Source organism: Enterococcus gallinarum, from assembly GCF_021496385.1.
In the GTDB taxonomy this organism is placed as follows: Bacteria; Bacillota; Bacilli; order Lactobacillales; family Enterococcaceae; genus Enterococcus_D; species Enterococcus_D gallinarum.
Genome location: NZ_CP050816.1, coordinates 785,513 through 809,415 on the forward strand (window position 1 = coordinate 785,513; position 23,903 = coordinate 809,415).

Genomic DNA, 23,903 nt, shown 5'->3' on the forward strand with positions numbered 1-23,903 from the left:
TAATGTAAAATAGAAGTAACTAATTGCTGAAGCAACTATGCAGTAGAGGGGGACAGAAATGAGTGTAGTAACAACTATTGAAAGTATCAAAAATGAACTTTCGACTACGGATTTGAAGTTAGCAGATTATATTGTCGAAAATCTTGATGAAATACCTACTATGACATCTAATGTGTTAGCCGTTCATTCGAATACAAGTCCAGCAGCGGTCATTCGATTTTCTAAAAAATTGGGATTCAGTAAATTTTCTGACTTTAAGTTAGCCTTAACCAAAGATATTGAAAATCGAATCTATAATGAATATAGCGATATTCAAAATGATGATTCGTTTCAAACGGCTAAAAATAAGATTCTTAGAAACAATAAGATGATTATTGACGCAACGGATCCTATATTAGATGAACAAACCGTGCAACAAGTAGTAGACAAAATGTTTCATGCTAAACGAATCTATGTTTATGGTGTAGGAACTTCCGTTCTAGCAGCAGAGGATATTCGTCAAAAATGGACTCGGATTGGAAAAACAGTGATTTTTGATAAAGATCGGTATCTTCTGACACAACAAATGAAAAATGATGGCGCAGACAGTTTGTTTTGGGGAATCTCCCATTCAGGGAAAAACCGCGATGTTTTATCATTAGTAGAAATAGCGAAAAGCCTTGGTATGCCGACCTTAGGAATGTCTCAATTAGGGCAGAACCAGCTGACTAAAAAAGTAGATACACCTATTCATACAGCACGGACAGAAGATATCAAGAATGGTCATTACGGAAGTGGGGCCACTCATTCGATCATTTTGCAAATTGTTACGATTGATTTGCTTTTCTATTTTTATATGCGCCGCTTATCGGTAAAAGAAAAATAAGGTCGTCTGCTATGAAGTTAGTAACCAATAGAGTATAAGCAACAAATGATTAAACGTTGTTTCTCAAAAATCCCACCGATTTTTCAAATTTTGAAAGCTATCGGTTGGGACTTTTTTTGTTTTTTTCATGAAATACTAGGAAAAAACTTTATTTTCGTTATAATAAGATAACATATATTTGAGGAGGGAAGTTTTTTTCTTGGACTATTGGTACGTTGACAAGGTAAAAAGCGACTAGGAAAATGAAAAATAAAGGAACCGTGTTGGGAATCACAGCGTATGTGCTGTGGGGGCTGATCACCCTCTATTGGAAACTGATCACTGGTGTCTCGCCATTGGCGATCATGTGCTACCGTATTATTTGGTCATTTGTCTTTATGCTTGGCTTTATCGGACTTAGCGGCAGATGGCAACAGTTTGTCTCTGAATTGAAGCGGATCTGGCAAAATAAAAAGTTTGCAGGAATGATTATTTTGGCGGCGATCTTGATTTCAATCAATTGGTTTACTTTTATATTTACTGTCAGTGCCGGCCATGTTATGGAAGCTAGCTTAGGTTATTACATCAATCCATTGGTCAATGTTTTGTTGGCAACTGTTTTTTTGAAAGAACGGTTGAGTCGGTCGGGGATGATTGCTTGTGGTTTGGCAGCTGTCGGAGTGATCATGCTTTCGGTGCAAACTGGTGCGATCCCTTATGCTTCACTGATCATGGCTTTTTCATTCAGCACGTATGGTCTCATCAAAAAACACATACCAATCAGTTCTGCAACGGGATTAACAGTTGAAACCTTTGTTATTTTGCCGGCGGCATTGATTTATATTTTAGGTTTTTCTTCTGTTGGATTGATGGCTTATCCATTATCTACCAATCTTTTACTTATTGGTGCCGGCGTCGTGACTGCCATCCCATTGCTGCTGTTTGCGGAAGCAACGAAAAGCGTTTCTTACATCACATTAGGCTTTATCCAGTATGTAAATCCGACGATCATGCTATTACTAGCTGTTTTCTTGTTTCACGAATCTTATTCTTTGGCGCAGTTCACCGCGTTTGGATTTATTTGGTTAGGTATCGCAGTATTCACGTATGGCACTTTAGGTGCAGTATGGAAACGCCGGCGAGACCTAAGCAACAACTGACAACAACTCCGTTAAGACCATTTTTGGAAATGAATTGTCTTAACGGAGTTGTTGTGAGTGAACAAGATTCTGAAAAATAAAACAACTATCTAGCTTGTCCATTAGAACCGCTAATTTTTTTGGAGAAAGAATCTTGCGTGAAAAGGGTTGCAATCTCAAAAAGGATGTGCTATTATTTTTTCAGTTACATCGGATTGTTACTGTTCGGCAGGCAAAACCAGAATTGACCGCAGATTTATGGGGAAATTCTAGGTTTTTTTATTTTGGAATGAGGGAAAACGATGGTTATTGGAAAAATATTGAATAATAATGTCGTGGTCTCCACCAATGATGCCGGCGAAGAAGTCATCTATATGGGACGCGGCATCGCATTTAAGAAAAAAATCGGCGATGTGATCGACGACGCATTTGTGGAGAAAGAATTTGTTTTGAAGGACTCTTTCACCGCAAATCAATTTCAACAATTATTTGCGGATATTCCTGCAGAAGAGGTCGAAGCAGTCAAGCAAGTGGTCGACGAAGCAGAGCAAGTGTTGGGAGTCGAACTTTCACCGAATATTTACTTAACGCTGACGGATCATATTCACTATGCTTTGATGCGGGCTCGAGAAGGAATCGAAATACCGAATCCACTATTGTTTGAGACTCGAAAATTTTATCCTAAGGAGTACGCTATCGCTGCTAAAGCGGTCGAACGCTTTGAAAAGAACTTTGGTGTTTCGCTTCCCGAAGCGGAGAAAGGATTTATCGCCTTTCACATTGTCAATAGTGAGCAAGCCAATGGAACAATGGAGACGACGATGCAAGCCGTTGAGATCGTTCGTGATGTGTTAGCGATCATCAGTCGTTTCTATGGCAAAGTCTTTAATCCTGATTCCTTGAATTATCAACGGATCACGACTCATCTTCACTATTTCGCTCAACGGTATTTAAGTGATGACCTTTCAGGCGAGAAGGACGAATTCCTGTTTGAACTGATTCAGGCAAAATACCCGAAAGCCTTTCAGACAGTCCAGCGGATCAACGAATATCTGATCAAAACGTATGGCAAGCCAATCGGCGAGTCAGAAATGATCTACTTGACGATCCATATTGAACGCGTTGTCAACGAACCAAATTAACATTCAATCATTAACGGATTGTTACTGTACAGCAGGCAAGACCCAGATTGAAAAGACAGCAGTTAGCAAGTTTGCGCTTGTTAACCGCGTTTTTTCAATCTGGGTTTTTTATTTTATTAAAAAAGGAGTGTTTGGAAATGAGTACAAACAAAGAAATAGCAGTCCGCGTCCTGGATGCGGTCGGCGGCAAAGAAAATGTCAACAGTGTGGTCCATTGTGCGACGCGCTTGCGTTTCAAACTAAAAGATGAAGAAAAAGCGGATACAAATCGGTTGAATCAAGACGATGACGTGATCCAAGTCGTACAAAGTGGCGGACAATATCAAGTCGTCATCGGCAGCCATGTCAGTGATGTCTATCGCGAACTAACAGGGGTCGCCAATTTTGATGGCGAATCAGAAAAATCTGCTGAAAAAGGAAATCCGCTGAATCAATTGATCGATATCATCTCATCGATCTTTACCCCATTTTTAGGCGCAATGGCTGGGGCCGGGGTTCTCAAAGGATTTCTGACATTAGCAGTGACGATGAATTGGCTGGCGGCCGATTCTGGCGTCTACACGGTTTGGTATGCCATTGCTGATGGGCTCTTTACTTACTTACCTGTGATGTTGGCGTTTACAGCAGCGAAAAAATTTAAAACCAATGAATTTCTAGCTGTTTCTTTGGCCATGGCACTTGTTCACCCAAGTATCACAGAATTAGCAGGACAAACATTGAGTTTTGTAGGTATTCCAGTAATCATTGGGGCCAGCGCCTATACCTCCTCGGTCATTCCGATCATTTTGGCCGTCTTTTTACAAAGCTATGTGGAACGTTTCTTTAAAAAGGTGATTCCTAGTTTCCTACAGATCATCTGTGTGCCATTAGCTGTCTTCTTGATCATGGCACCAGTGACATTTATCGTTGTGGGTCCATTGGGAACGATCGTTGGGAACTTGTTAGGCAGCGGCTATGATGCAATCTATAATCTCAGCCCAATTCTTGCTGGAGCAATCATGGGGGGATTATGGCAAGTATTTGTGATGTTTGGAATGCATTGGGGCTTTGTACCGATTGCGATGGTGAACTTGACACAATTTGGTTTTGATACAATGGTGCCGATGCTATTGCCAGCTGTATTGGCACAAGGTGGAGCAGCACTAGCCGTCTTCTTTATCACCAAAAACGTCAAGCTGAAAGGATTGGCTCTTTCATCAACGATCACGTCATTGTTTGGTATCACGGAACCAACTGTATATGGAGTAACGTTGCCATTGAAAAAACCGTTTATTGCTGCATGTATTAGTGGTGCGATCGGTGGTGCAATCGTCGGTTTCAGTCAAGTTAAGAACTATACTTTTGGTTTAGTCAGTCTCTTGAGCTTACCATCCTTTATCCCTCAAGACACACAAGATATGAGTGGTTTGATTGCCGCTGCGATTGGAACGGCCGTTGCTTTTGGCGCAGCTTTTGTCTTAACTTTTGTTTTGCGCTTTGAAGATCAACCGAATCCCGCAGATACAGATACAGAAAAATCAAAAGTACCTGCACCATCCACTACCAATGAGCGGGTCGTATTAAGCAGTCCATTGGCTGGTAGAGTTGTTCCACTGAATGAAGTGAAAGACCAAGTCTTTTCATCTGGAGCAATGGGCAAAGGGATTGCCATCGATCCAGCAAACGGTACATTAGTCGCGCCTGCTGACGGGACGATTACTACGCTATTTCCAACAGGACATGCGATTGGTTTGACAACGACAGATGGGGTAGAGATCTTGATGCATATTGGAATGGATACTGTTGAGCTTGAGGGCAAAGGATTTGAGATTTTTGTCAAACAAGAGGATCAAGTGAAAAAAGGTGATCTATTAGTCAAATTTGATCTTTCCCTAATCAAAGAAGCCGGGTATTCAACCGTTACGCCAATTGTTGTTACGAATACGCCGAACTATTTAGATGTGTTGGATATGAATCAAGAAGACGTCTTGCAAGGGGAAGATTTCTTAGCGATCGTCAAATAAACCTGGTGCGTCTTAATCAGTGAATTGTAATAGAAATAGCTATCCAACGGAAGGAACATCGCAGTCGCGAGTCCCTATGTTTGGATAGCTTTTTTAATTATTCTTCTGAAGTTTTTGATGAAGTGTGCGGGTTGATGGATTCTTCGACTAAAAGTCCATCTTGCATGCGATAGACCCGATCGCTCCATTGGGTCATTCTTGGATCATGGGTTACCATGATGATCGCCTTTTGTTTTTCATGCGCTTCTTTAGCCAATAATTTGACAACATCAAAAGCGTGTTCCGAATCTAAGCTGGCCGTCGGTTCGTCTGCCAAAATCAGTGAAGGATCATTGAACAATGCGCGTGCGATTGCTACTCGTTGACGTTCGCCTCCTGAGAGTTCTTTAGGGAATTTATTTCTGAGCTCCCAAATATCGAGGGAACGTAAAAGAGACGCTGCTTCTTTTTGGTTGTCTTTGTTCAGCTTGTTTACAAACTCAAACTGTTCACTGACTTTCAAAAAAGGAACGAGGTTTGAACTTTGCAGAATAAAGCCGATTTCTTTGAAACGGGCAGCAGATCGTTTTTTGTCAGGTAAATCAGTAAAGTCTTGCTGACCAATGATGATTTTACCTTCTGAGGGGCGTTGTAGTCCGCCGGCAATCGTTAAGAACGTACTTTTGCCAGATCCAGAAGGTCCAATGATGCTGACGAATTCACCGGCTGTCACTGAAAAATCGATTCCTTTTAGAGCAGTAACTGCGGTATGGCCAGAACCAAATGTTTTTGTAATGTGTTCCATAGATAAGACTGTTTGTGCCATCTTATTCGCCTCCAATCGCTGTAATCGGGTCGACTTTTGTGACTGTTCGAATGGAGAATAAACCACCGATGATCGAGACAAAAATCAGAACCATGCCATAAAGACACCACTGCAGTAAATTGACTGTAAACGGCATCGCAGCTGGCAATACTAGACTAGTCAAATAGCTGAGAACAAAAGCAATCAAAACGCCAGCAATACTTACGATCAATGACTGTCCCACGATGGAACGAACGAGATAGCCGGTAGAAACTCCCTGTGCTTTCAATACACCAAAGAGGGCTGTTTTTTGCAATGTCATCACATAGAGGAAAATCCCGACAATTGCTGCTACCACTACAAATAGAAAGTAAACCATTGCATTCAACGTCAATTTTTCGGCAGAATAACCAGGCAAGTTCTCAACAAAATCATCAAAAGTCAATGCCGTTAGTTTTGTTTGATCCTTTGATTGGATGAGTTTGACGTCAGATTTCGGCTCTTTAGTAGCGATCAATGAAATAGGGCCGTTGCTTTGATCAAACTCTTGATTACCATATTTAAGCTGAGCATAGGCATCTAGGTTGAGATAAAGCACGGGGACCACGCTGTAAGTCGTTGCTTTCGTGACGCCCACGATCGTAAAGACTTGATCGTCGCCGCCTAATTGAATGTGATCCCCTAAGGCAAACCCCTCTGGCAGAAGGTTTTCTGAAACGATCACTTCATTTGCAGAGCGATAGTTTCGGCCGTCGATCACTTTTGGGACAACGAATTGATCGGCCTCAGCACCAAAGACGGAGATATTGGTCTTTTCGGTTTTTCCTTTATGGGAGATTGCAGAAGAAGCCAGACCAACTGCGGCTTTTTCTTTTGCTTCCACGCGGGATAAATCCCCGCGAGTCAGAATGGAAGCACTAGCGACCTTATTACTATCTTCGGATAGTACGATCGTCTGAGCGCCCCAGTCGGCGACTGCTTTCTTGTGACCATCTGACAGACCATTGGCCAATCCAGAAAGCATAAATACGACATAGGCAACTAATACCATGATGCCAATGATCAAGCTATACCGTAATTTGGCATAGCGGATTTCTTTCCAAGCTAAATACATAATGATTTCCCCTTTCGAAATCCATCATACCTCAACGGTGACATTTTGTCACCGAATTAATTTCGGCCATCTATGCTATAATAAAGCAACGAATTCAAAGAAAGGACTGCGGCTTATGCCTAAGGCGACTTTTAATAATCTTCCTCCTGAGAAAAAAATAGTTGTGCGAAACGTTTTGCTGAAGATTTTTTCTGACAAACCGATTAGCCAGGTGAAAGTCAGTGAGATCGTTGAAGCACTGCAGATGTCTCGGGGAATTTTTTATAAGTATTTTGAAGATTTGAATGATGCTTATGATTACTTGATCCATGACTCAGCAAACAAAGTTCATGGCCGTATCCTAAGAAAAATTGGGAAACATCAGCAGGATTTTTTCAAAGGATTGGAGCTTTTTTTAGTTGAAGCGTTAGAATATGGCAAAGATAGTGAGGAATACAAAGAATTGCAGCTATTGATCCAGAATAGTTATTTGTTTTCATATCGCAGTGAGGATCCTCATGGCGCGGCAGCTTGGAAAAAAGTATTAACAGCAAATAAATTTCGGATCGAAAGTCAAAAAGAGGCCGATAGTTTTCTCTATTTCTCGATGAAACTGGTCATTGACAGCTTAACAGATGCTTACGCCAATCAATGGACAAGCAATGAACTGTTGACGGATTTTGCATTTAAAGTCAAATGGTTAAAGCAAGGCATTCAATAAAACAGCCCTTCAGAATGATGGTTTTCTGAAGGGCTGTTTTATTGAAATGACTAACATGCTATCTGTCAAGGCAACTTTAGAGGAGATAGCTTAGGTCAGTATCTGTAGTTAGAAAGAAGACATTGAATCACAACTTAAAGAAATAGACTTTGGCAATTGCGGTTCCACACAGAAGGTTCTCCATACGTAGATCCTTAGAATCTTCAGGAATGACTGAGATTTTCAGCAAGAACTTCTAAAGCAGAGCGGTCACGGATCACATACTTGCTTTTTTGCTTTTCTAAAATGCGGTTCTCACGGAAATTTGTGATCGTTCGTAAGAGATGACGATAGCTAACATTCAAGACAGCAGCACAAGTCGTCAACTGATGCGTAAACACCCCTTTTTCTTCATGAAGCAAAATGAATTTTGCTAAACGAGTTTCTACTGGCTCAGTGAGGGAATTGGCTAAGTTGATCCCTGAATTGAGCCGTGAGCTGAGGAGTTGGCAAATGTTCTGCAAAAACCGAACATCCTGTTGTAAAACAGAACGATAGCGATTCAAAGAAATGCACACGCAGATACAAGGTGTCACGGCCTTTACACTGCTTTTTGGCAATAATTCCCATAAAGAGGACGCTTCGCCTAAAAGAGTGGCGGGTTTGGCATAATCGATAAAGATATTTTGGGTATCAGAAGGGTACGAGTAGACCATCACGGTTCCTTCCACAAGGAAGTAGAGATAATCGGATACGGTCCCTGTCTGGATCAAGTGCTCATCTTTGTCGAAAGAGTGTAATACCGCCATGTCAGATAACGCCGCATCTAAATAATTTTGCAAAGAAAAGGTGTCGATATAAGCAGACAACTGTTGCGCATCATGGATCTTTTTCATGGAGAAGGACCACTCCTTGGAGGTTTTTCTTTATTATAGCCTAGAATCAACAACGCCTCAACACGAACGATAATTAATATTATATGTAAAATGTATGTAAAAATAAGGTAAAATAGGACATGTGTCACTTCTTAATCTGAAGTTATTTGGTATGATTTACACGTAGTAGAAAACATTCACAGGAGGAATAAACATGCGTTTCAAACAGGTTGCTAAAGGGATCATGGGAGTTATGTTGGCTGTTGCTTTAACTGGCTGTGCCAGTGGCAATTCAAAACAAGAGGATGCAGCAAAAGAAAAATTAGTGGTGCAGTTCGTACCGACCAACAACGATGGGACGATGGAAGCAAAAGCAAAACCTTTCGCTGAATATTTATCAAAGAAGCTAGATCGTCAGGTGGATGTGACCTTGGCTACGGATTACTCAACGATCGTTGAAGCAATGGCTTCTGGTCAAGTAGATATTGGGATCATGCCGCCAGCTGCCTATGTCCAAGCAAAAGATATGGACGCTGCTGAAGCCATTTTGACTTCGCAATTAGGGGATTATGATCAAGAAACGGGGTTGCCGTTAGAAGGTCAATTGACAAACACTTTCAAAGGGGAGATCTTAGTTCGTGCAGACAGCGGATTGAATGAATTGACTGATTTGAAAGGCAAGAAGATCGCTACTTTAAGTCCTAACTCAGCTAGTGGGTACATCTATCCAGTTGCTGAAATGAAAGATGCCGGAGTAGATCCTACCACCGAAGCGACTTTGACAACAGTCAATGATATTCCAAGTGAGATCACAGCAGTCTTGAATGGTCAAATGGATGCTGCGTTTGTTTTCGAAGGTGCGCGAAATGTCTTTGCTTCTAGCTTTGCAGACAATGATTTGTTTAAAGAGCTCAAAGTACTTTATCTGACCGAAGGGGATATTCCTAACGATGCTATTGCGGTCCAACCAAAAATGGACGATGCCTTGAAAAAAGAAATCAAAGATGTTTTCTTGAACATGAAAGATGACGAAGAAGGCGCAGAAGCGATGTCATTGTGGGGACATCAAGGATATGAAGAAGCAGCTGATTCTGCTTATGATACGATCCGTGAATATACCGAAAAAGCAGCCGAGTAAAACAATGGGCTGCGACAAGGAATAACAGAAAAATGATTGGACGAAGGGTGCAGATCTTTTTGCGAGGGCGGCTGATATAGTGAAAACGAGAGCGATCCCACCAAAGTATCCCTTCGTCTCTCATTCTTTTGGTATGATCCGTGTCACAATGCTTATAAAGATGGGGAAGAAGTATGATAATTTTCGAAAATGTGTCCAAAGTATACCCAAACGGGGTCAAAGGACTACAAAACATTAATTTGACGATCGAAGAGGGAGAATTTGTCTCAATCATCGGTCTGAGTGGGGCAGGGAAAAGCACCTTATTGCGCTCGATCAATCGTTTAGTGCCGATCACTGAAGGGGATATCCGCATTAATGAGACCTCGATCACTAAGGCAAGCAAGAAAGAATTACGATTGATCCGTCGTCAAATCGGATTGATCTCTCAAAGTTTCAATTTAGTCAAACGCAGTACCGTTCAAAAGAACGTCCTATCTGGACGTTTAGGGTATTATTCAACTTGGAAAAGTATTTTAGGATTATTTACAAAAGAAGACTATCAACGAACAAAAGAAGCACTAGCCACGGTTGGTCTGTTGGATAAGCTGCAGACCCGCAGCGATCAGTTGAGTGGCGGTCAGCAGCAAAGGGTCTCAATAGCAAGAGCGCTTGTTCAGCAAGCACCGATTATTCTAGCAGATGAGCCAGTAGCTTCATTAGACCCGATCACGACAGAGAAAGTCATGCAGGACTTGAAAAAAATCAATCAAGAAATGAAAAAAACGGTGATCGTCAACCTCCACTCTGTTCCGCTAGCACGGTCTTACTCCACACGAGTCATTGCTTTGAAAGCGGGAACGGTTGTTTTTGATGGTGTGCCGGAAGCATTGACAGATGAACGGCTGGAACAGATTTATGGCAAGGCGATTTTTGAAGAAAAGGCAGGAGAAACCCATGAAATTGAAAGAGACCGTTCACTTTAAGTGGTACAAGAACCTGCTGATCTTGCTCTTCTTAATTCTTTGCTTTCAAAGCAGTGCATGGATCACAGGGGCTGACTTTGCGCAAGTCTGGTCAAATTCCAACCAAGTAACGGCATTCTTTGCACGTTTCTTGCATCCGGATTTTAGCTATTTACCGAAATTAGTCTCGCCAATGCTTAAAACATTGGAAATGTCTTTAGTTGGAACGGTCATCGGTGTCTGTCTAGCGATCCCGGTCAGTTTCTTGGCTACGACAGTCATTACTGAAAATCGCTGGCTTTCGACGATCTTTCGCTTTTTATTGGGCTTGATTCGGACGATTCCTAACCTATTATTGGCTGCATTGTTTGTTGCTATCTTTGGGATTGGAGAAGCAACAGGGGTCCTGACGATTGCTGTCTTTACATTTGGGATGGTCTCTCAGTTGATGTTCCAAGCAATTGAAACAATCGATTTTGGTCCGATCGAAGCTGCGGCGGCGGTCGGGGCCAGCAAATTGCAGATTGCAGTCTGGTCAGTAGCTCCTCAAGTCATCAGTCAGTTTGCCAGCTATACCTTTTATGCATTTGAGGTCAATGTTCGTGCTTCGACAGTCCTAGGTTATGTAGGGGCTGGGGGGATCGGCGTCATTTTGAATTCGTCTTTGGCATTGCTGAAATATGAACGAGTTTCCATCATTATTTTGACGATTTTAGTCACTGTGGCCATCGTTGACCAATTAAGTGAACGAGTAAGGAGGTCCTTTCTATGATGATTCGTGAAGTGAGTAAAAAAACGTGGCTCCTATGGGGACTATTCGTAGTCCTGTTCCTGTTGTCTGCAATGGACTTAGACTATTCGGGATTAAGCACTTTTTCACTGGCAATGGGCAGAGATGTGTTGAAAGGACTGAGTCAGCCAGACTGGTCATTTTTCTATGACGGCAGCGGGGAAGATTTATTTAGTCTGCTGTTATTAACGATCGGCATCGCTTGCTTGGGAACCATGATCGCCACGGTTTTAGCCATTCCCATCACATTGCTGAGTGCGGCCAATCTCTGGTCAGCAACTCCTTGGGTCGCTAAAATCGGTAAATTTATTTGCAACGTCTTGCGGGCGTTTCCAGAACTGGTCTATGCGATCATTTTTGTTAAAGTCGTTGGTCCAGGACCTTTTGCCGGTGTGATGGCAATCGGTGTCCATCAAATCGGAATGTTAGGCAAGTTGTTTACGGAAGAGATGGAAGCGATGGATGAACGGCTGACCGAAGAGATGCAGGCGGTGGGTGCAAATTTCTGGCAAACAATGTTTTTTGTACGTGTCCCTTATTTGATGCCGATCTATAGTTCCTTTGCGTTGAATCATTTTGAGATCGCTGTGCGTAGTGCGGCAACACTAGGCTTAGTTGGTGCAGGCGGAATCGGTGCACCATTGATTTTTGCGATCCAAACACGTACGTGGAGTAAAGTTAGTATTATTTTGATCGGTGTAGTGATCACCGTCTTTGCTTTAGACCAAATAACAGGAATCATAAGAAAGAAATTGAGATAAAAGATGAATTTATTGCATATATCAGATATACATTTTCGCAGACAATACCCAGACTGCCAAGAGGGTTATCAAGGCATGTTGGCGGCCATGCAGAATCCATTGATTCCATTAACAGAATGTCTTCGCCATGCCCAGCAACGAGCAACGATTGACCTAGTCGTTATCAGTGGGGATTTGACGGAGGATGGAGACGTGGAAGACTATCGTTACTTGAAAGAACAACTGCATAGGCTGCTAGGCGATGTCGAAATAATCGTTACTTTAGGCAATCATGACATCAAAAGCAATTTCCACATAGGCTGGTGCGGTACAGCGGCCTCCGAGTCGCCATATAATCAAGTAAAATGTTATTCAGATATGGCGATTGTTGCCTTTGATAATTCCCGCTATGGAGCTTCTGATGGCGTTGTCGATGAACAACAATTCCACTGGCTGCAACAGACGTTAGCGGAATTAAAAAATCTGCCGATCGTCTTAGTGACCCATCATCATTTACTGGCACATCAAAGTACGACACCGGTGTGGCCCGGTACGGATCGTTTGTTGGACTTGCTGTCCTCCTATAACATTCGCTGTATCCTCAATGGTCACACGCATCATTCCTTTACCGGTGAGATCCAAGGGATTCCTTACTATACTGTCGCCAGTATGTCTTTTGTGGGAGAAGATGAAGGTCAAGGCATCGTGCGCTTCGAAGAACGATATGGCTATAATTTGTATCGTTTTGAATCCGGTAAATTGATTCATCAAACTTCTGAGAATTATTTGCCAAATCGACTGCTGAAAGTTGTAGATATGACCCAAGAATAGAAAACGGCCTTGTGCATCAATCGAAATAATCAGAAATCAACGGTACATCCGCGCGCCACTGATGAGTAGCGAATGTACCGTAAAGCTTTTAATGAGCGCTCTGTTTATGAACGTGACGGCACAGTGCCGTTTTTTGTTATTTAAGAAATAGTAAAGCTGTAGAATCGTATCAAGAAGTGTCTTCACTGATCCAAATATTGCCCAACGCTCACAGCTAGTAACTAAAAGGTTTTGATCACCTCAATGGTTCCATCTAATTGAAACAGCAACGTATACTGATTGTCTGTCTTGATTCCGTCAAAGCGTCGGGCATAGTAACAGACCGCATCTTTGAGCGTTCGCGTCGTTACCCCTAAAAAAGAGGCGCATTCTAGTAACGTTTTGCAGCCCTCTTCAAAGCAGGCGATGATATCGTAAGGTGTGACAACGATTGCTGCACCAATGTCACGTGCCTTACGTTCCTGTTTACGCTTTTCATTGGTATCTTGTGCAGTGATGTCTCCTGCACTTGTTAAATAGTGTCCGATTTCTTCACCCATGGTCCCTAACAAGTCTGCTTTCGATTGTTTTGGATTCAGATAAATATGATCATCGATATATAAGCCTTGTTGACCTTCTGGCATATTTTTATCAAAAATAAAATGCAGATCTGGGTATGCAGCCATTAGTTCTTCAACTTTATCCATATACATCAATCCTTTTGGGCATGCCGCTGTTTTATAAAGTCGATATAATTCAGAATGTCTTCCATTTGTTCATCGGTTACATTTTCATCAATATGGGCAGCAACTGTTTGCACCCGCTTAGAAGGTTGGGTGAAGTTGTCTATGGCATGTCGTCCTAACAAATAGTCTGTGGAGACATGGAATAATTCAGCTAATTTCACGATCGTTTCACCATCAGGCTCGTTTCGATCATTTTCAAAATGCGAATAGGCGGCCCGGGTGATTCCTAGATGGTTAGCAATCTGTTGCTGCGTTTGATTCATTCCTATCCGCAGTGCTTTTAATCGTTCACCAAGCATGGTGATCCCCCCTTTTCGATCAGTATACCACAATTAGATACGAAGTGTATCTAATTTGATTGAATAAAGATATGCAATGTATCTTTTTAGTTGACGATATGAATCGTATCGAATATACTCCAATTAGTTGATACATTTTGTATCAAAAAGAGAATGAGAGAGGGGTTATCTATGGATACAACAGTTGCCGCAGTCGTTTTACCTTCCTTGATTACCGGTGTTCTAACCTACTTTGCTACTCGGGTGTCGAGCAAAGCAAACTTAGAGCAGACCAATATAGAAAATGCCAAGATCTTATATGAAAAGTATGAAAAGCTCAATCTCGAACTAGAAACAAAAGTGGATGAGCTGGAAGCTAGCGTAAGTGCCGCTCGGAGAGCCCACCAAGAAGAGATCATTATCTATCAGGCAGAACTAGCAAAAGCCCGTAGTGAGCAGGAGCGTTTAGCCGCAGAGAACCGCCAACTGAAAGAGACAGCTGTTCAGAATCAGCAAAAGGGATGAATGATATAGATGAGAGAGGCTTGGACTCGTTCCTAGGAAAGACAGGGGATAAAGTGAAGGAGAGGAAAGCATTTTACTAAGAATATGCAGAACTAGCCCACTTCACTAATAAAGAGAAGTAAACTAGTAACTGGTTAAAGATATTCTGAAACAGTAGTAAAGTAAATGATTATGAGGAAAAGCTATCCATAAACGAGGAGCACGTTGCAGTCTTTACTATGGGATGGATGAGTTCAGGGGTGTTTTTTCTTGATTGACCAAATTATTGCATTGATTATGGCGTCAATCTTTATAGGACTGGTACTAGAACTTATTTCTAAGAATACAATCATCAAAAGTAAGCTGCTTCTAGGACAGTCGCTAGCCGTTGCTTCCAGCACAAAATAAGGGCCGACCTATTCGCAGTAGGTCGGCCCTTTGTGTTGTAACTTGTACCAATTATCGTATTTCGCAAATAAATTATAACGTTAAGGCAATAAAATGAAAGCCACACGCTTTTGAACAGATGTCTTTAGATTTGTAAGATGATTCTAATGAAGGAACTTATAGAGAAAAGAAATACTTTTTTCGATTATTTAAGCTCGATGTAAATACGCTTGTATCCTTTAAAAGAAAGAATAATCGGAATTACAAGATTACAAAGAAGGCTGCTCGAGAGCAACCAGTACGCCAAAAAAGTGGTCTGTTTATGGATAAATTATTTTCGGTAAATCGTATAAAGAAGTTGAAGCAATAATTGGATTCAGTGATAGCACGCTTTCAGAATAAGGAAAAATCGAAAAGGGTAATCTTTCTTCAGTTTTTGATGAATACTAATTATTATTCTCTTACTAACTATTTTCTATTATTGTGTTGGATGAAGTGGACAAACACCGAAAGAACAATTTTATACATTGTTTAGTCGTGTATAATTGTGTATTGTAATATTGTAAAAGTAATTAATTAAAACGAGGTAGATGAAAATGCTGAATAAGATTAAAGCGATTTGTGTGTGTGCTGCGATAATTTTAGGTGTTGGAACTATTGGGAATACTGTAGCAATTGCATCAGAAGTTAACACCAATACAAATGAAAATGAGTATGTAGATGAAGAAGGAACGTATGGTGTACCACTAGAATATCTTTCAGATGAGGTTATAGCAGAAATCACCAGTATAACTTTCCAAGACCTAATGAATTTAGCAATTGAGAAAGGTTATGATCCAGAAGATATTTGGACCAAGGAAGAAATTGAAATGAATACCAGATCAGTCATGCTACGTAGAGGCGTAAATAAAATGATTGTAATGAGCAATGACTTGAAGTACCTATATTTAGATAGTTCGTATTCAAAAGCAGCGTTAGCTCTAGGAGTTGGGGCTCTATCAAGTTTATTTTCCCCAATTGCAGGTGTTTTCGCATCGACTGCGGCAGCGTTCTTGATAGATAAAGCAGGAAGTGTGGATCTCAACAAAGGAGTAATTATAAGATTTTCGAGGAATAAAGCCCATCTCTTAGTTCCAACTGCTATATGGACACAGGATAGCTAGTAGGATCGAAGGTGAATGAAGTGACGGTAGATAGAAAAAGAAAGATAGCTTATGTAATAACATTCATAGCACTACTATTTTTATTATTAGGATTTAGGTATTTTCCAAATCACGATACGATGATTATTGTTACAGTCCTATTTTTGATAGTACTTAATGATAAAATAGCATCGCTAATATTAAAAATGTGGAAAAAAAATGACAAAAAAATGTAAGACTCTGCTGCAAAATTTCAAAATGAATAATAAGAATATATTGCTTACTATAGATTAAGCTGGAATTCCCAATAATAACTTGATTTCCATGCAGACTGAAGAGAGTGTAAAATATTTTGTGTAAATAGAAAAAAGGAAGTCCCTTCTGTAGAATAGAGCTACCACAACACATTCACAGAAGAGAGGACTTCCCTATGAACGATTTTACTACAGAAATTCTAAAGACTCTAGCGAACAAAGGCGATTTGAATGAATTATTCCGTGTCCATTTGGAGAAAGCAGTCAATACGCTTCTCAAAACGGAGTTAACGGCTTTCCTAGATTACGAAAAGTATGATCGCATTGGTTTTAACACGGGTAATTCTCGTAACGGCTCCTATGACCGTACGGTCAAGACCGAGTATGGGGAACTTCATCTCCAGATTCCGCGCGACCGCAATGGTGAGTTCAAGCAACAGACTGTTCCTGCTTATAGACGGACGAATGACACGTTAGAGGAGACCGTCATTCACCTCTTCCGAAAAGGTATTACCATGTCGGAAATCGCAGACTTGATTGAGAAAATGTATGGGCATTACTACACGCCCCAAACCATGTCCAATATAACAAAATCATTTACAGAAGAGGTAACGGCGTTTAAAGGGCGGGAGCTTCATGACCGTTATGCTGCTATTTATATGGACGCAACGTATATTCCGTTAAAGCGGAAAACCGTCGCCAAGGAAGCTATTCATATCGCAGTTGGCATTCGCCCGGACGGATCAAAGGAAGTATTGAGCTATGCGATTGCACCGACTGAATCCATCACGATTTGGGAGGAAATTTTATTGGACCTTCAAGAGCGCGGTTTGAAAAATGTCCTCCTGTTCATCACGGATGGCTTAAAGGGGATGGTAGGAGCGATTAGTCGGTTCTATCCCAAAGCTCGTTTTCAACATTGTTGTGTACACGTTTCCCGTAATATCAGTCACAAAGTGCGTGTCGATGATCGTAAGGAAGTCTGTGATGATTTTAAAATGGTGTATCAAGCCTCATCTAAAGAGGTGGCGTTGGAAGCACGTGGTGCTTTTGCGGAAAAATGGAAAACCAGCTATCCAAAAATGGTGGAATCGATTCTTTCGAACGATCACTTGCTCACTTTCTATGATTTCCCCTTGGCCATACGCAAGAGTATTTATTCTACGAACTTGATTGAATCCTTTAATAAGCAAATCAAGAAATACAGCCACCGCAAGGAACAGTTCCAAAACGAAGAGTCGATGGAACGTTTCTTAGTCTCGTCTTTTGATACTTACAACCAAAAATTCCTAGGTCGCAGTCATAAAGGCTTTCAACAGGCCGAAGGCGAACTTGAACAAATGCTAAGCCAACTGATTGAGAATTAGAAACAATCTGCAGTAGGGAAGAATCATTTACACAAAATTATTGACGCTCCCAATTTAGTCAAGTCCATAAAATTGTGTAAAATACAGTACACTGTTTTAAAGCTTTAACCTATAGGTTAAAATTGAATATATTTTCTGGTAGAGCTTAGCCAGTCTTCGTGACGGTCAATAAGAACTGCACCGATTAAACGATTGGCAGAGGCGTGATTCGGAAAGATTCGGATAACTTTTTCTCTGCGTCTGACTTCTTCATTTAACCGTTCAAGAAGATTCGTGCTTTTTAATCTCGATTGACCTTTACCGACAACGGCGTATTGAAAGGCATCTTCGAATCCTTCATCTAGTTTTTCACAGGCTTTATGGTATTTTGATTGTTCGCTATAGGCACTTACTATAGTATTTTTAGCCTTGCGAGCCGTTTCAATATCCGTAAATTTGAAGAGTGCTTTGACTTCTTCTCTGAAAGGTTTTGAATCTTTCTTAGGGATACAATTGAGGATATTACGCATAAAGTGAACCTGGCATCGTTGCCATGAAGCGTTTGTAAATGACTTCTTGATGGCTTTGACTAAGCCTTTGTGGGCATCGGAAATGACCATTTCCACTTCACTTAACCCTCTGGTTTTGAGGTAGTCGAAGAAGAGAGACCAAGTTTCGTCACTTTCTTCATCTTGAATCATAAAGCCAATAATCTCACGCTCTCCATCTTCTGATATGCCAATCGCTATATGGCAGCTTTTAGATACGACACGATGATTCTCTCTGATTTTGATGTAGATAACATCTGTCATAACATAAGGGAAAGACCTGTCTGATAAAGAACGATTTTGCCATTCAGAGACCATAGGGTCTAACTGGGCAGTTAAACTGGAGACAAAGGATTTAGAGACTGATTTACTGCATAGTTCTTCAACGATTTGAGAGACTTTACGTGTAGAGACACCAGAAATATACATCTCTAACATAGAGGCTAACAAAGCCTTCTCATTGCGTTGATACCGCTCAAATACAGTCGGTGCAAATTCACCGTCGCGTGTTCGGGGAACTTTCAACTCAAGAGAGCCAATACGAGTCGTTAATTCTCTTTCATAATAGCCGTTGCGTTGGCTTCTTCGATCGTCTGATCGTTCATAGTTTGTGGCTTGAATATAATCTGTTCGCTGCTCGTCCATCAACTGATTAAATACAGTTTGTAAAATTTGTTTAGCCGCATTATCTTTGACCGACTGGTCAATTAAACTTTGAATATCTTCTGTTTCCAATGTAAAATGTACTTGGGTCATATGATTGCCTCCTGGGTATGTTTTTAGTGGTTAAAAACATTGTACCGTAAAGAGGCGTTCATATGGCCTTTTTGCTTTTACATAATTATATGGACTTTATCGAAAATTTTGAATTTTCAGAATATAATAACTTAAAAGTACTGACAAAATTTTTTAAAGGGGCAATATTAATGTTCTGAGATAATCAAATCTTACCGAAAATATCAAAAGCCTAATGTGACACAATCTGATTGTGTTACATTTGATGAATTAAATCTATTAGATCGATATACCAATATGAAGCATTAACATTGATAAAGAAAATTATCGATGTTAATGCTTTTTTGGTTCTATTGATTATTCATCAGGGAGCGTCAATAATTTTGTGTAAATGATTCTTCCCTACTGCAGATTGTTTCTAATTCTCAATCAGTTGGCTTAGCATTTGTTCAAGTTCGCCTTCGGCCTGTTGAAAGCCTTTATGACTGCGACCTAGGAATTTTTGGTTGTAAGTATCAAAAGACGAGACTAAGAAACGTTCCATCGACTCTTCGTTTTGGAACTGTTCCTTGCGGTGGCTGTATTTCTTGATTTGCTTATTAAAGGATTCAATCAAGTTCGTAGAATAAATACTCTTGCGTATGGCCAAGGGGAAATCATAGAAAGTGAGCAAGTGATCGTTCGAAAGAATCGATTCAACCACTTTTGGATAGCTGGTTTTCCATTTTTCCGCAAAAGCACCACGTGCTTCCAACGCCACCTCTTTAGATGAGGCTTGATACACCATTTTAAAATCATCACAGACTTCCTTACGATCATCGACACGCACTTTGTGACTGATATTACGGGAAACGTGTACACAACAATGTTGAAAACGAGCTTTGGGATAGAACCGACTAATCGCCCTACCATCCCCTTTAAGCCATCCGTGATGAACAGGAGGACATTTTTCAAACCGCGCTCTTGAAGGTCCAATAAAATTTCCTCCCAAATCGTGATGGATTCAGTCGGTGCAATCGCATAGCTCAATACTTCCTTTGATCCGTCCGCGAATGCCAACTGCGATATGAATAGCTTCCTTGGCGACGGTTTTCCGCTTTAACGGAATATACGTTGCGTCCATATAAATAGCAGCATAACGGTCATGAAGCTCCCGCCCTTTAAACGCCGTTACCTCTTCTGTAAATGATTTTGTTATATTGGACATGGTTTGGGGCGTGTAGTAATGCCCATACATTTTCTCAATCAAGTCTGCGATTTCCGACATGGTAATACCTTTTCGGAAGAGGTGAATGACGGTCTCCTCTAACGTGTCATTCGTCCGTCTATAAGCAGGAACAGTCTGTTGCTTGAACTCACCATTGCGGTCGCGCGGAATCTGGAGATGAAGTTCCCCATACTCGGTCTTGACCGTACGGTCATAGGAGCCGTTACGAGAATTACCCGTGTTAAAACCAATGCGATCATACTTTTCGTAATCTAGGAAAGCCGTTAACTCCGTTTTGAGAAGCGTATTGACTGCTTTCTCCAAATGGACACGGAATAATTCATTCAAATCGCCTTTGTTCGCTAGAGTCTTTAGAATTTCTGTAGTAAAATCGTTCATAGGGAAGTCCTCTCTTCTGTGAATGTGTTGTGGTAACTCTATTCTACAGAAGGGACTTCCTTTTTTCTATTTACACAAAATATTTTACACTCTCATTCATCAAGCATAAAAAATACAGAAACGATTGACGATTTATAGATATTTATCTATATTAATGCATAGATAAGCGTCTATGTTCAGGAGGATTAAGTATGAACTATGATGAAATGTCAGTAATGCTTAAAGCACTTGCTGATCCAAAACGGTTAAAAATCATTGATATATTGTCTTGTGGCAGCTTATGCGCATGCGATATTTTAGATCATTTTGATTTTACTCAACCGACCCTTTCACACCATATTAAAGTATTAGAAAAAGTTGGTATTGTGCTTGTTACCAAAGATGGAACATGGCACAGATATCAATTGACAGATAGCTTTGTAGATCAATTTATGGGTTCAATGATGCAATTATTTTCTAATGAAGAGAATTGCATTTGTGATACATCAAACTGTAATTGTAAAGAAGATGAAAAAATTGGAACTATTTGAACCAGCAATGTGTTGCTCAACAGGAGTGTGTGGACCTTCTGTAGACGAAGAATTACTCATGGTGACTTCAGTTTTTGAGACATTTGAGGGAATAGATTCAGTAGAAGCTTCACGTCATAATCTTACAAGTGATCCAGATGCTTTTGTTAATAACTCCACGATTTTAAAGTTGTTACAACAAAAAGGAAATGATATTTTACCAGTTACATTGCTAGACGGAGAAATTGTCAAAGAAGGATCTTATCCTACGTTAGAAGAATTTGGAAAATATGGTGCGATTCACTTTGTTGCTCAGCCGGTTAATAACTCTGGTGGATGCTGTGGAGGAAATGATGGAAGCGAAGGCTGTTGTTAACAGCCTCTTTTCTAGTTTAAGTAAGGAGGAGAATAAATGTTATAATATATGCCCCAAAAGATGGGCTTAACTAAATATCTATTTTTCACTGGTAAAGGTGGCGTAGGGAAAACAACTACCGCTTGTGCGACAGCCACTTCTTTAGCACAAGATGGAAATAAAGTAATGCTGGTTAGTACAGATCCAGCCTCAAACCTACAAGACGTCTTTCAGACAACGTTGACTAATAAACCTACTCCAATAAATGGAATCAATAACTTAATGGTAGCTAATTTTGATCCGATCACGGCTGCTGAAGATTACAATGAAGAAAATACCTTAACGAGGTGAAAAATAGTGTCTATTAAAACAGAAGAGCTAGTTAGTAAATATTTTTTTGACCTTAATGAGAATGATCTAGCAATCTGGAAATACATTTCTAACAATAAAAAAGAAGCCTCAGAATCAACATTAGTTAATTTGGCAAAAAAATGCAATTATTCCAAATCTAGTATTCATCGTTTTGCTCAAAAAATATCATATAAGGGTTTCTCTGAATTGAAGTATGCACTTAAAGCAGAATTAGAAGCAGAAGATTTGGAAGGAAACTTAATTGATCAGTATGTTTCGATTATCGCTAACTCTATGAATGAAATGAAGTACCGGGATTTCTCAACGATTTTTCAACTTATTCAAAGTAGTAAAAAAGTCTTTATTTATGGTACAGGAACTCTACAAAGGGCTGTCGCACAAGAGATGCGTCGGGTCTTTCTAGCAGGTGATGAACATTTTTACGTAGTTGAGGGGGTTGATGAGATTGGTTCCCTAACGGATACGTTAACGACAGAAGACTTGGTTTTTATTATTTCATTGAGAGGACGATCAGACAACGCTCATTCCTTTGCTAAAGACTTGAAGGTGAAGGGTGTGCCATTTGTTGTGATTACGAGCTTCTCAGAGAATCAAATCGCCCACTTCAGTAATGAAAATATTTTTGTTAATTTGGAGCAAGTTCCTATTGGTAATTGGAAAAAATACAGCGTGTTAGATCCCTATTTTATTTTAGTAAGTATTCTATTCTTACGCTATATGGAATATAAACAGAAAAAACTCTCTAATTAGGGAGTTTTTTTCTTTGACTATCTGGGAAAAATTTCAATTTTTGGGAAAAGAATCTAATGCTGAATCATTTATTTAAGTTCACAGACGCTATAGGCAGAAAAAAAGGATTCGCTTATACTTGAGTCAAATTTAAGAAAGAGGTTTTAACAAATGATGAAAGCGCTAGTAATTGAAGATATTAAAGTAATTACCACGGCTCCAGAAGGCATCAACTTAGTAGCAGTTAAAGTGACAACGAATGACCCAAGTATTTATGGAGTGGGTTGTGCAACATTTACACAGAGATATGAAGTAGTTGTAACAGCGATTGATAAATACTTAAAACCATTTTTGATTGGTAAAGATCCGCAACGGATAGAAGATATTTGGCGCACAGCTTCGGTGAGTAGCTATTGGCGAAACGGTCCGGTATTGAACAACGCTTTGTCAGGAATCGACATGGCACTTTGGGATATTAAAGGGAAACTGGCGAATATGCCGCTTTATCAATTGTTTGGTGGAAAGGTTCGTGATGCTGTTCCAGCCTATATTCATGCCGATGCACAAAGTGTCAGTGATGCTGTTGAGTTAGTGCAAACGCGAGTCGATCAAGGCTGGAAACAGATTCGCGTACAGATTGGCGGGTATGGCGGAAATAATCAGGCGATGCATTTACCTAAGGATAATACTCCCGGTGTTTACTACGATCCAGATGTTTATATGAAGACAATGATTGAAGGGTTTGAAAAATTGAGAGAAAAATTTGGAGACTCGATCAAGCTTTGTCATGATGTGCATGAACGCTTATCTCCCAGTGAAGCGGTAAAATTTGCTAATCAGCTGGAGAAATTTGACTTGTTGTTCTTAGAGGATGCATTGCCGCCAGAACAAGTCCAATGGTTTGAGCATTTACGAAGCCATACCAATATTCCGCTAGCAATGGGAGAACTGTTTAATAATCCCCATGAATGGACGGGGCTTATCCAAAACCGGACAATCGACTATTTGCGATTGCATCTGAGTCAGGTGGGCGGAATTACACCAACAAGAAAAATTATTTCCTTGGCAGATGCTTATGGTGTGCGAACTGCGTGGCATGGCCCAGGTGATATGACAGGGATCGGGCATGCGGTGAATACGCATTTAAGTATTACTTCCACGAACTTCGGTATCCAAGAATGGAGTTGCAGCATTAAAGAGAATACGTACAAAGTATTTCCGGGAACACCGGTTGCAAAGGATGGGTACATTTATCTGAATGATCAACCAGGTATTGGTGTCGATATTGATGAGGAAGCTGCGGCGGCTTTTCCAACACATGATCGGATGGCTGACTGGACATTGTGCCGTTTGCCAGATGGATCTGCAGGAAGACCTTAAGGAGGAGTTA

At 40.5% G+C, this 23,903-nt stretch carries 24 protein-coding genes and 2 pseudogenes; 19 read left to right on the forward strand and 7 right to left on the reverse strand.

What is annotated here, in order from left to right:
- Positions 1-58 precede the first annotated feature (58 nt).
- The 4 genes from HED61_RS03830 (at position 59) to HED61_RS03845 (ending at position 5,128) form a co-directional block, all read left to right on the forward strand.
- Positions 59-865: a MurR/RpiR family transcriptional regulator gene (locus HED61_RS03830; protein ID WP_003129292.1), complete on the forward strand. Its 807-nt coding sequence runs from the start codon at positions 59-61 to the stop codon at positions 863-865.
- Positions 866-1,107: 242 nt separating this feature from the next.
- Positions 1,108-2,004: an EamA family transporter RarD gene (gene rarD, locus HED61_RS03835; RefSeq protein WP_021150690.1), complete on the forward strand. Its 897-nt coding sequence runs from the start codon at positions 1,108-1,110 to the stop codon at positions 2,002-2,004.
- Positions 2,005-2,285: 281 nt separating this feature from the next.
- Positions 2,286-3,125, forward strand: coding sequence for a BglG family transcription antiterminator LicT (gene licT, locus HED61_RS03840; protein ID WP_003129295.1), 840 nt, complete (start codon positions 2,286-2,288; stop codon positions 3,123-3,125).
- A 137-nt stretch (positions 3,126-3,262) separates the two neighbouring features.
- Positions 3,263-5,128, forward strand: coding sequence for a beta-glucoside-specific PTS transporter subunit IIABC (locus HED61_RS03845; protein ID WP_134874669.1), 1,866 nt, complete (start codon positions 3,263-3,265; stop codon positions 5,126-5,128).
- Between the two features lie 97 nt (positions 5,129-5,225).
- Here the strand turns inward: HED61_RS03845 and HED61_RS03850 are convergent, their stop codons facing one another.
- Positions 5,226-5,933 (reverse strand): ABC transporter ATP-binding protein, encoded by a 708-nt coding sequence (locus HED61_RS03850; protein ID WP_003129297.1) that lies wholly within the window; start codon positions 5,931-5,933, stop codon positions 5,226-5,228.
- Position 5,934: 1 nt separating this feature from the next.
- Entirely contained in the window at positions 5,935-7,026 is a 1,092-nt protein-coding gene (locus HED61_RS03855; protein ID WP_086268942.1) for an ABC transporter permease, read from the reverse strand.
- Positions 7,027-7,141: 115 nt separating this feature from the next.
- Here HED61_RS03855 and HED61_RS03860 point away from each other — a divergent pair, with 115 nt between their 5' ends.
- Positions 7,142-7,726 (forward strand): TetR/AcrR family transcriptional regulator, encoded by a 585-nt coding sequence (locus HED61_RS03860; protein WP_005469905.1) that lies wholly within the window; start codon positions 7,142-7,144, stop codon positions 7,724-7,726.
- A gap of 203 nt (positions 7,727-7,929) precedes the next feature.
- Here HED61_RS03860 and HED61_RS03865 read toward each other — a convergent pair whose 3' ends face one another.
- Positions 7,930-8,601 carry a cyclic nucleotide-binding domain-containing protein gene (locus HED61_RS03865; protein ID WP_003129300.1) on the reverse strand — a complete coding sequence of 224 codons (672 nt, stop codon included), beginning with the start codon at positions 8,599-8,601 and terminating at the stop codon, positions 7,930-7,932.
- A 193-nt stretch (positions 8,602-8,794) separates the two neighbouring features.
- On the opposite strand from HED61_RS03865, the gene HED61_RS03870 reads away from it, so the two are divergent.
- The 5 genes from HED61_RS03870 to HED61_RS03890 all read left to right on the forward strand — a co-directional run bounded on the left by HED61_RS03870 (position 8,795) and on the right by HED61_RS03890 (position 13,023).
- Positions 8,795-9,718, forward strand: coding sequence for a phosphate/phosphite/phosphonate ABC transporter substrate-binding protein (locus HED61_RS03870; protein ID WP_003129302.1), 924 nt, complete (start codon positions 8,795-8,797; stop codon positions 9,716-9,718).
- A gap of 173 nt (positions 9,719-9,891) precedes the next feature.
- Positions 9,892-10,683, forward strand: a complete 792-nt coding sequence (gene phnC, locus HED61_RS03875; protein ID WP_003129303.1) for a phosphonate ABC transporter ATP-binding protein — start codon at positions 9,892-9,894, stop codon at positions 10,681-10,683.
- The gene (phnE, locus tag HED61_RS03880) at positions 10,655-11,434 is read left to right on the forward strand and encodes a phosphonate ABC transporter, permease protein PhnE (RefSeq protein WP_005469909.1); all 780 of its coding nucleotides are present in this window, start codon (positions 10,655-10,657) and stop codon (positions 11,432-11,434) included. Before phnC ends, phnE (HED61_RS03880) begins: the two co-directional genes overlap by 29 nt.
- Positions 11,431-12,213, forward strand: a complete 783-nt coding sequence (gene phnE, locus HED61_RS03885) for a phosphonate ABC transporter, permease protein PhnE (protein ID WP_003129305.1) — start codon at positions 11,431-11,433, stop codon at positions 12,211-12,213. Before phnE (HED61_RS03880) ends, phnE (HED61_RS03885) begins: the two co-directional genes overlap by 4 nt.
- Positions 12,214-12,216: 3 nt before the next feature.
- Positions 12,217-13,023 (forward strand): metallophosphoesterase family protein, encoded by an 807-nt coding sequence (locus HED61_RS03890; protein ID WP_003129306.1) that lies wholly within the window; start codon positions 12,217-12,219, stop codon positions 13,021-13,023.
- Positions 13,024-13,244: 221 nt separating this feature from the next.
- Here the strand turns inward: HED61_RS03890 and HED61_RS03895 are convergent, their stop codons facing one another.
- Positions 13,245-13,709 carry an ImmA/IrrE family metallo-endopeptidase gene (locus HED61_RS03895; protein ID WP_003129307.1) on the reverse strand — a complete coding sequence of 155 codons (465 nt, stop codon included), beginning with the start codon at positions 13,707-13,709 and terminating at the stop codon, positions 13,245-13,247.
- A 5-nt stretch (positions 13,710-13,714) separates the two neighbouring features.
- On the reverse strand, positions 13,715-14,047 hold the full coding sequence (locus HED61_RS03900; protein WP_021150681.1) for a helix-turn-helix domain-containing protein: 333 nt from the start codon (positions 14,045-14,047) through the stop codon (positions 13,715-13,717).
- Positions 14,048-14,218: 171 nt separating this feature from the next.
- On the opposite strand from HED61_RS03900, the gene HED61_RS03905 reads away from it, so the two are divergent.
- The 4 genes from HED61_RS03905 to HED61_RS03920 all read left to right on the forward strand — a co-directional run bounded on the left by HED61_RS03905 (position 14,219) and on the right by HED61_RS03920 (position 17,680).
- Positions 14,219-14,551, forward strand: coding sequence for a hypothetical protein (locus HED61_RS03905; RefSeq protein ID WP_005469925.1), 333 nt, complete (start codon positions 14,219-14,221; stop codon positions 14,549-14,551).
- 249 nt (positions 14,552-14,800) lie between these two features.
- Positions 14,801-14,938, forward strand: coding sequence for a hypothetical protein (locus HED61_RS03910; RefSeq protein ID WP_021150680.1), 138 nt, complete (start codon positions 14,801-14,803; stop codon positions 14,936-14,938).
- Between the two features lie 575 nt (positions 14,939-15,513).
- Positions 15,514-16,080 (forward strand): hypothetical protein, encoded by a 567-nt coding sequence (locus tag HED61_RS03915; RefSeq protein WP_021150679.1) that lies wholly within the window; start codon positions 15,514-15,516, stop codon positions 16,078-16,080.
- 409 nt (positions 16,081-16,489) lie between these two features.
- Positions 16,490-17,680 carry an IS256-like element ISLgar5 family transposase gene (locus HED61_RS03920; protein WP_155853221.1) on the forward strand — a complete coding sequence of 397 codons (1,191 nt, stop codon included), beginning with the start codon at positions 16,490-16,492 and terminating at the stop codon, positions 17,678-17,680.
- 116 nt (positions 17,681-17,796) lie between these two features.
- Here the strand turns inward: HED61_RS03920 and HED61_RS03925 are convergent, their stop codons facing one another.
- Together HED61_RS03925 and HED61_RS03930 are read right to left on the reverse strand one after the other, a co-directional pair.
- Positions 17,797-18,963 (reverse strand): IS256 family transposase, encoded by a 1,167-nt coding sequence (locus tag HED61_RS03925; protein WP_021150677.1) that lies wholly within the window; start codon positions 18,961-18,963, stop codon positions 17,797-17,799.
- Positions 18,964-19,360: 397 nt separating this feature from the next.
- Positions 19,361-20,548, reverse strand: a pseudogene (locus tag HED61_RS03930) (IS256 family transposase).
- Positions 20,549-20,739: 191 nt separating this feature from the next.
- On the opposite strand from HED61_RS03930, the gene HED61_RS03935 reads away from it, so the two are divergent.
- From HED61_RS03935 to HED61_RS03955, 5 genes and pseudogenes are all read left to right on the forward strand, one after another.
- Complete coding sequence (locus HED61_RS03935; RefSeq protein WP_219645223.1) at positions 20,740-21,078, forward strand: ArsR/SmtB family transcription factor; 339 nt, start codon at positions 20,740-20,742, stop codon at positions 21,076-21,078.
- Positions 21,056-21,433 (forward strand): arsenite efflux transporter metallochaperone ArsD, encoded by a 378-nt coding sequence (gene arsD, locus HED61_RS03940; protein ID WP_005469942.1) that lies wholly within the window; start codon positions 21,056-21,058, stop codon positions 21,431-21,433. The genes HED61_RS03935 and arsD overlap by 23 nt, the downstream gene beginning before the upstream one ends.
- Before the next feature lie 48 nt (positions 21,434-21,481).
- Positions 21,482-21,742 (forward strand): annotated as a pseudogene (locus HED61_RS03945) (ArsA-related P-loop ATPase); the annotation flags it as partial.
- A gap of 27 nt (positions 21,743-21,769) precedes the next feature.
- The gene (locus HED61_RS03950; protein ID WP_003127877.1) at positions 21,770-22,534 is read left to right on the forward strand and encodes a MurR/RpiR family transcriptional regulator; all 765 of its coding nucleotides are present in this window, start codon (positions 21,770-21,772) and stop codon (positions 22,532-22,534) included.
- 150 nt (positions 22,535-22,684) lie between these two features.
- Positions 22,685-23,893: a D-galactonate dehydratase gene (locus tag HED61_RS03955; protein ID WP_003127878.1), complete on the forward strand. Its 1,209-nt coding sequence runs from the start codon at positions 22,685-22,687 to the stop codon at positions 23,891-23,893.
- Positions 23,894-23,903: the final 10 nt, after the last annotated feature.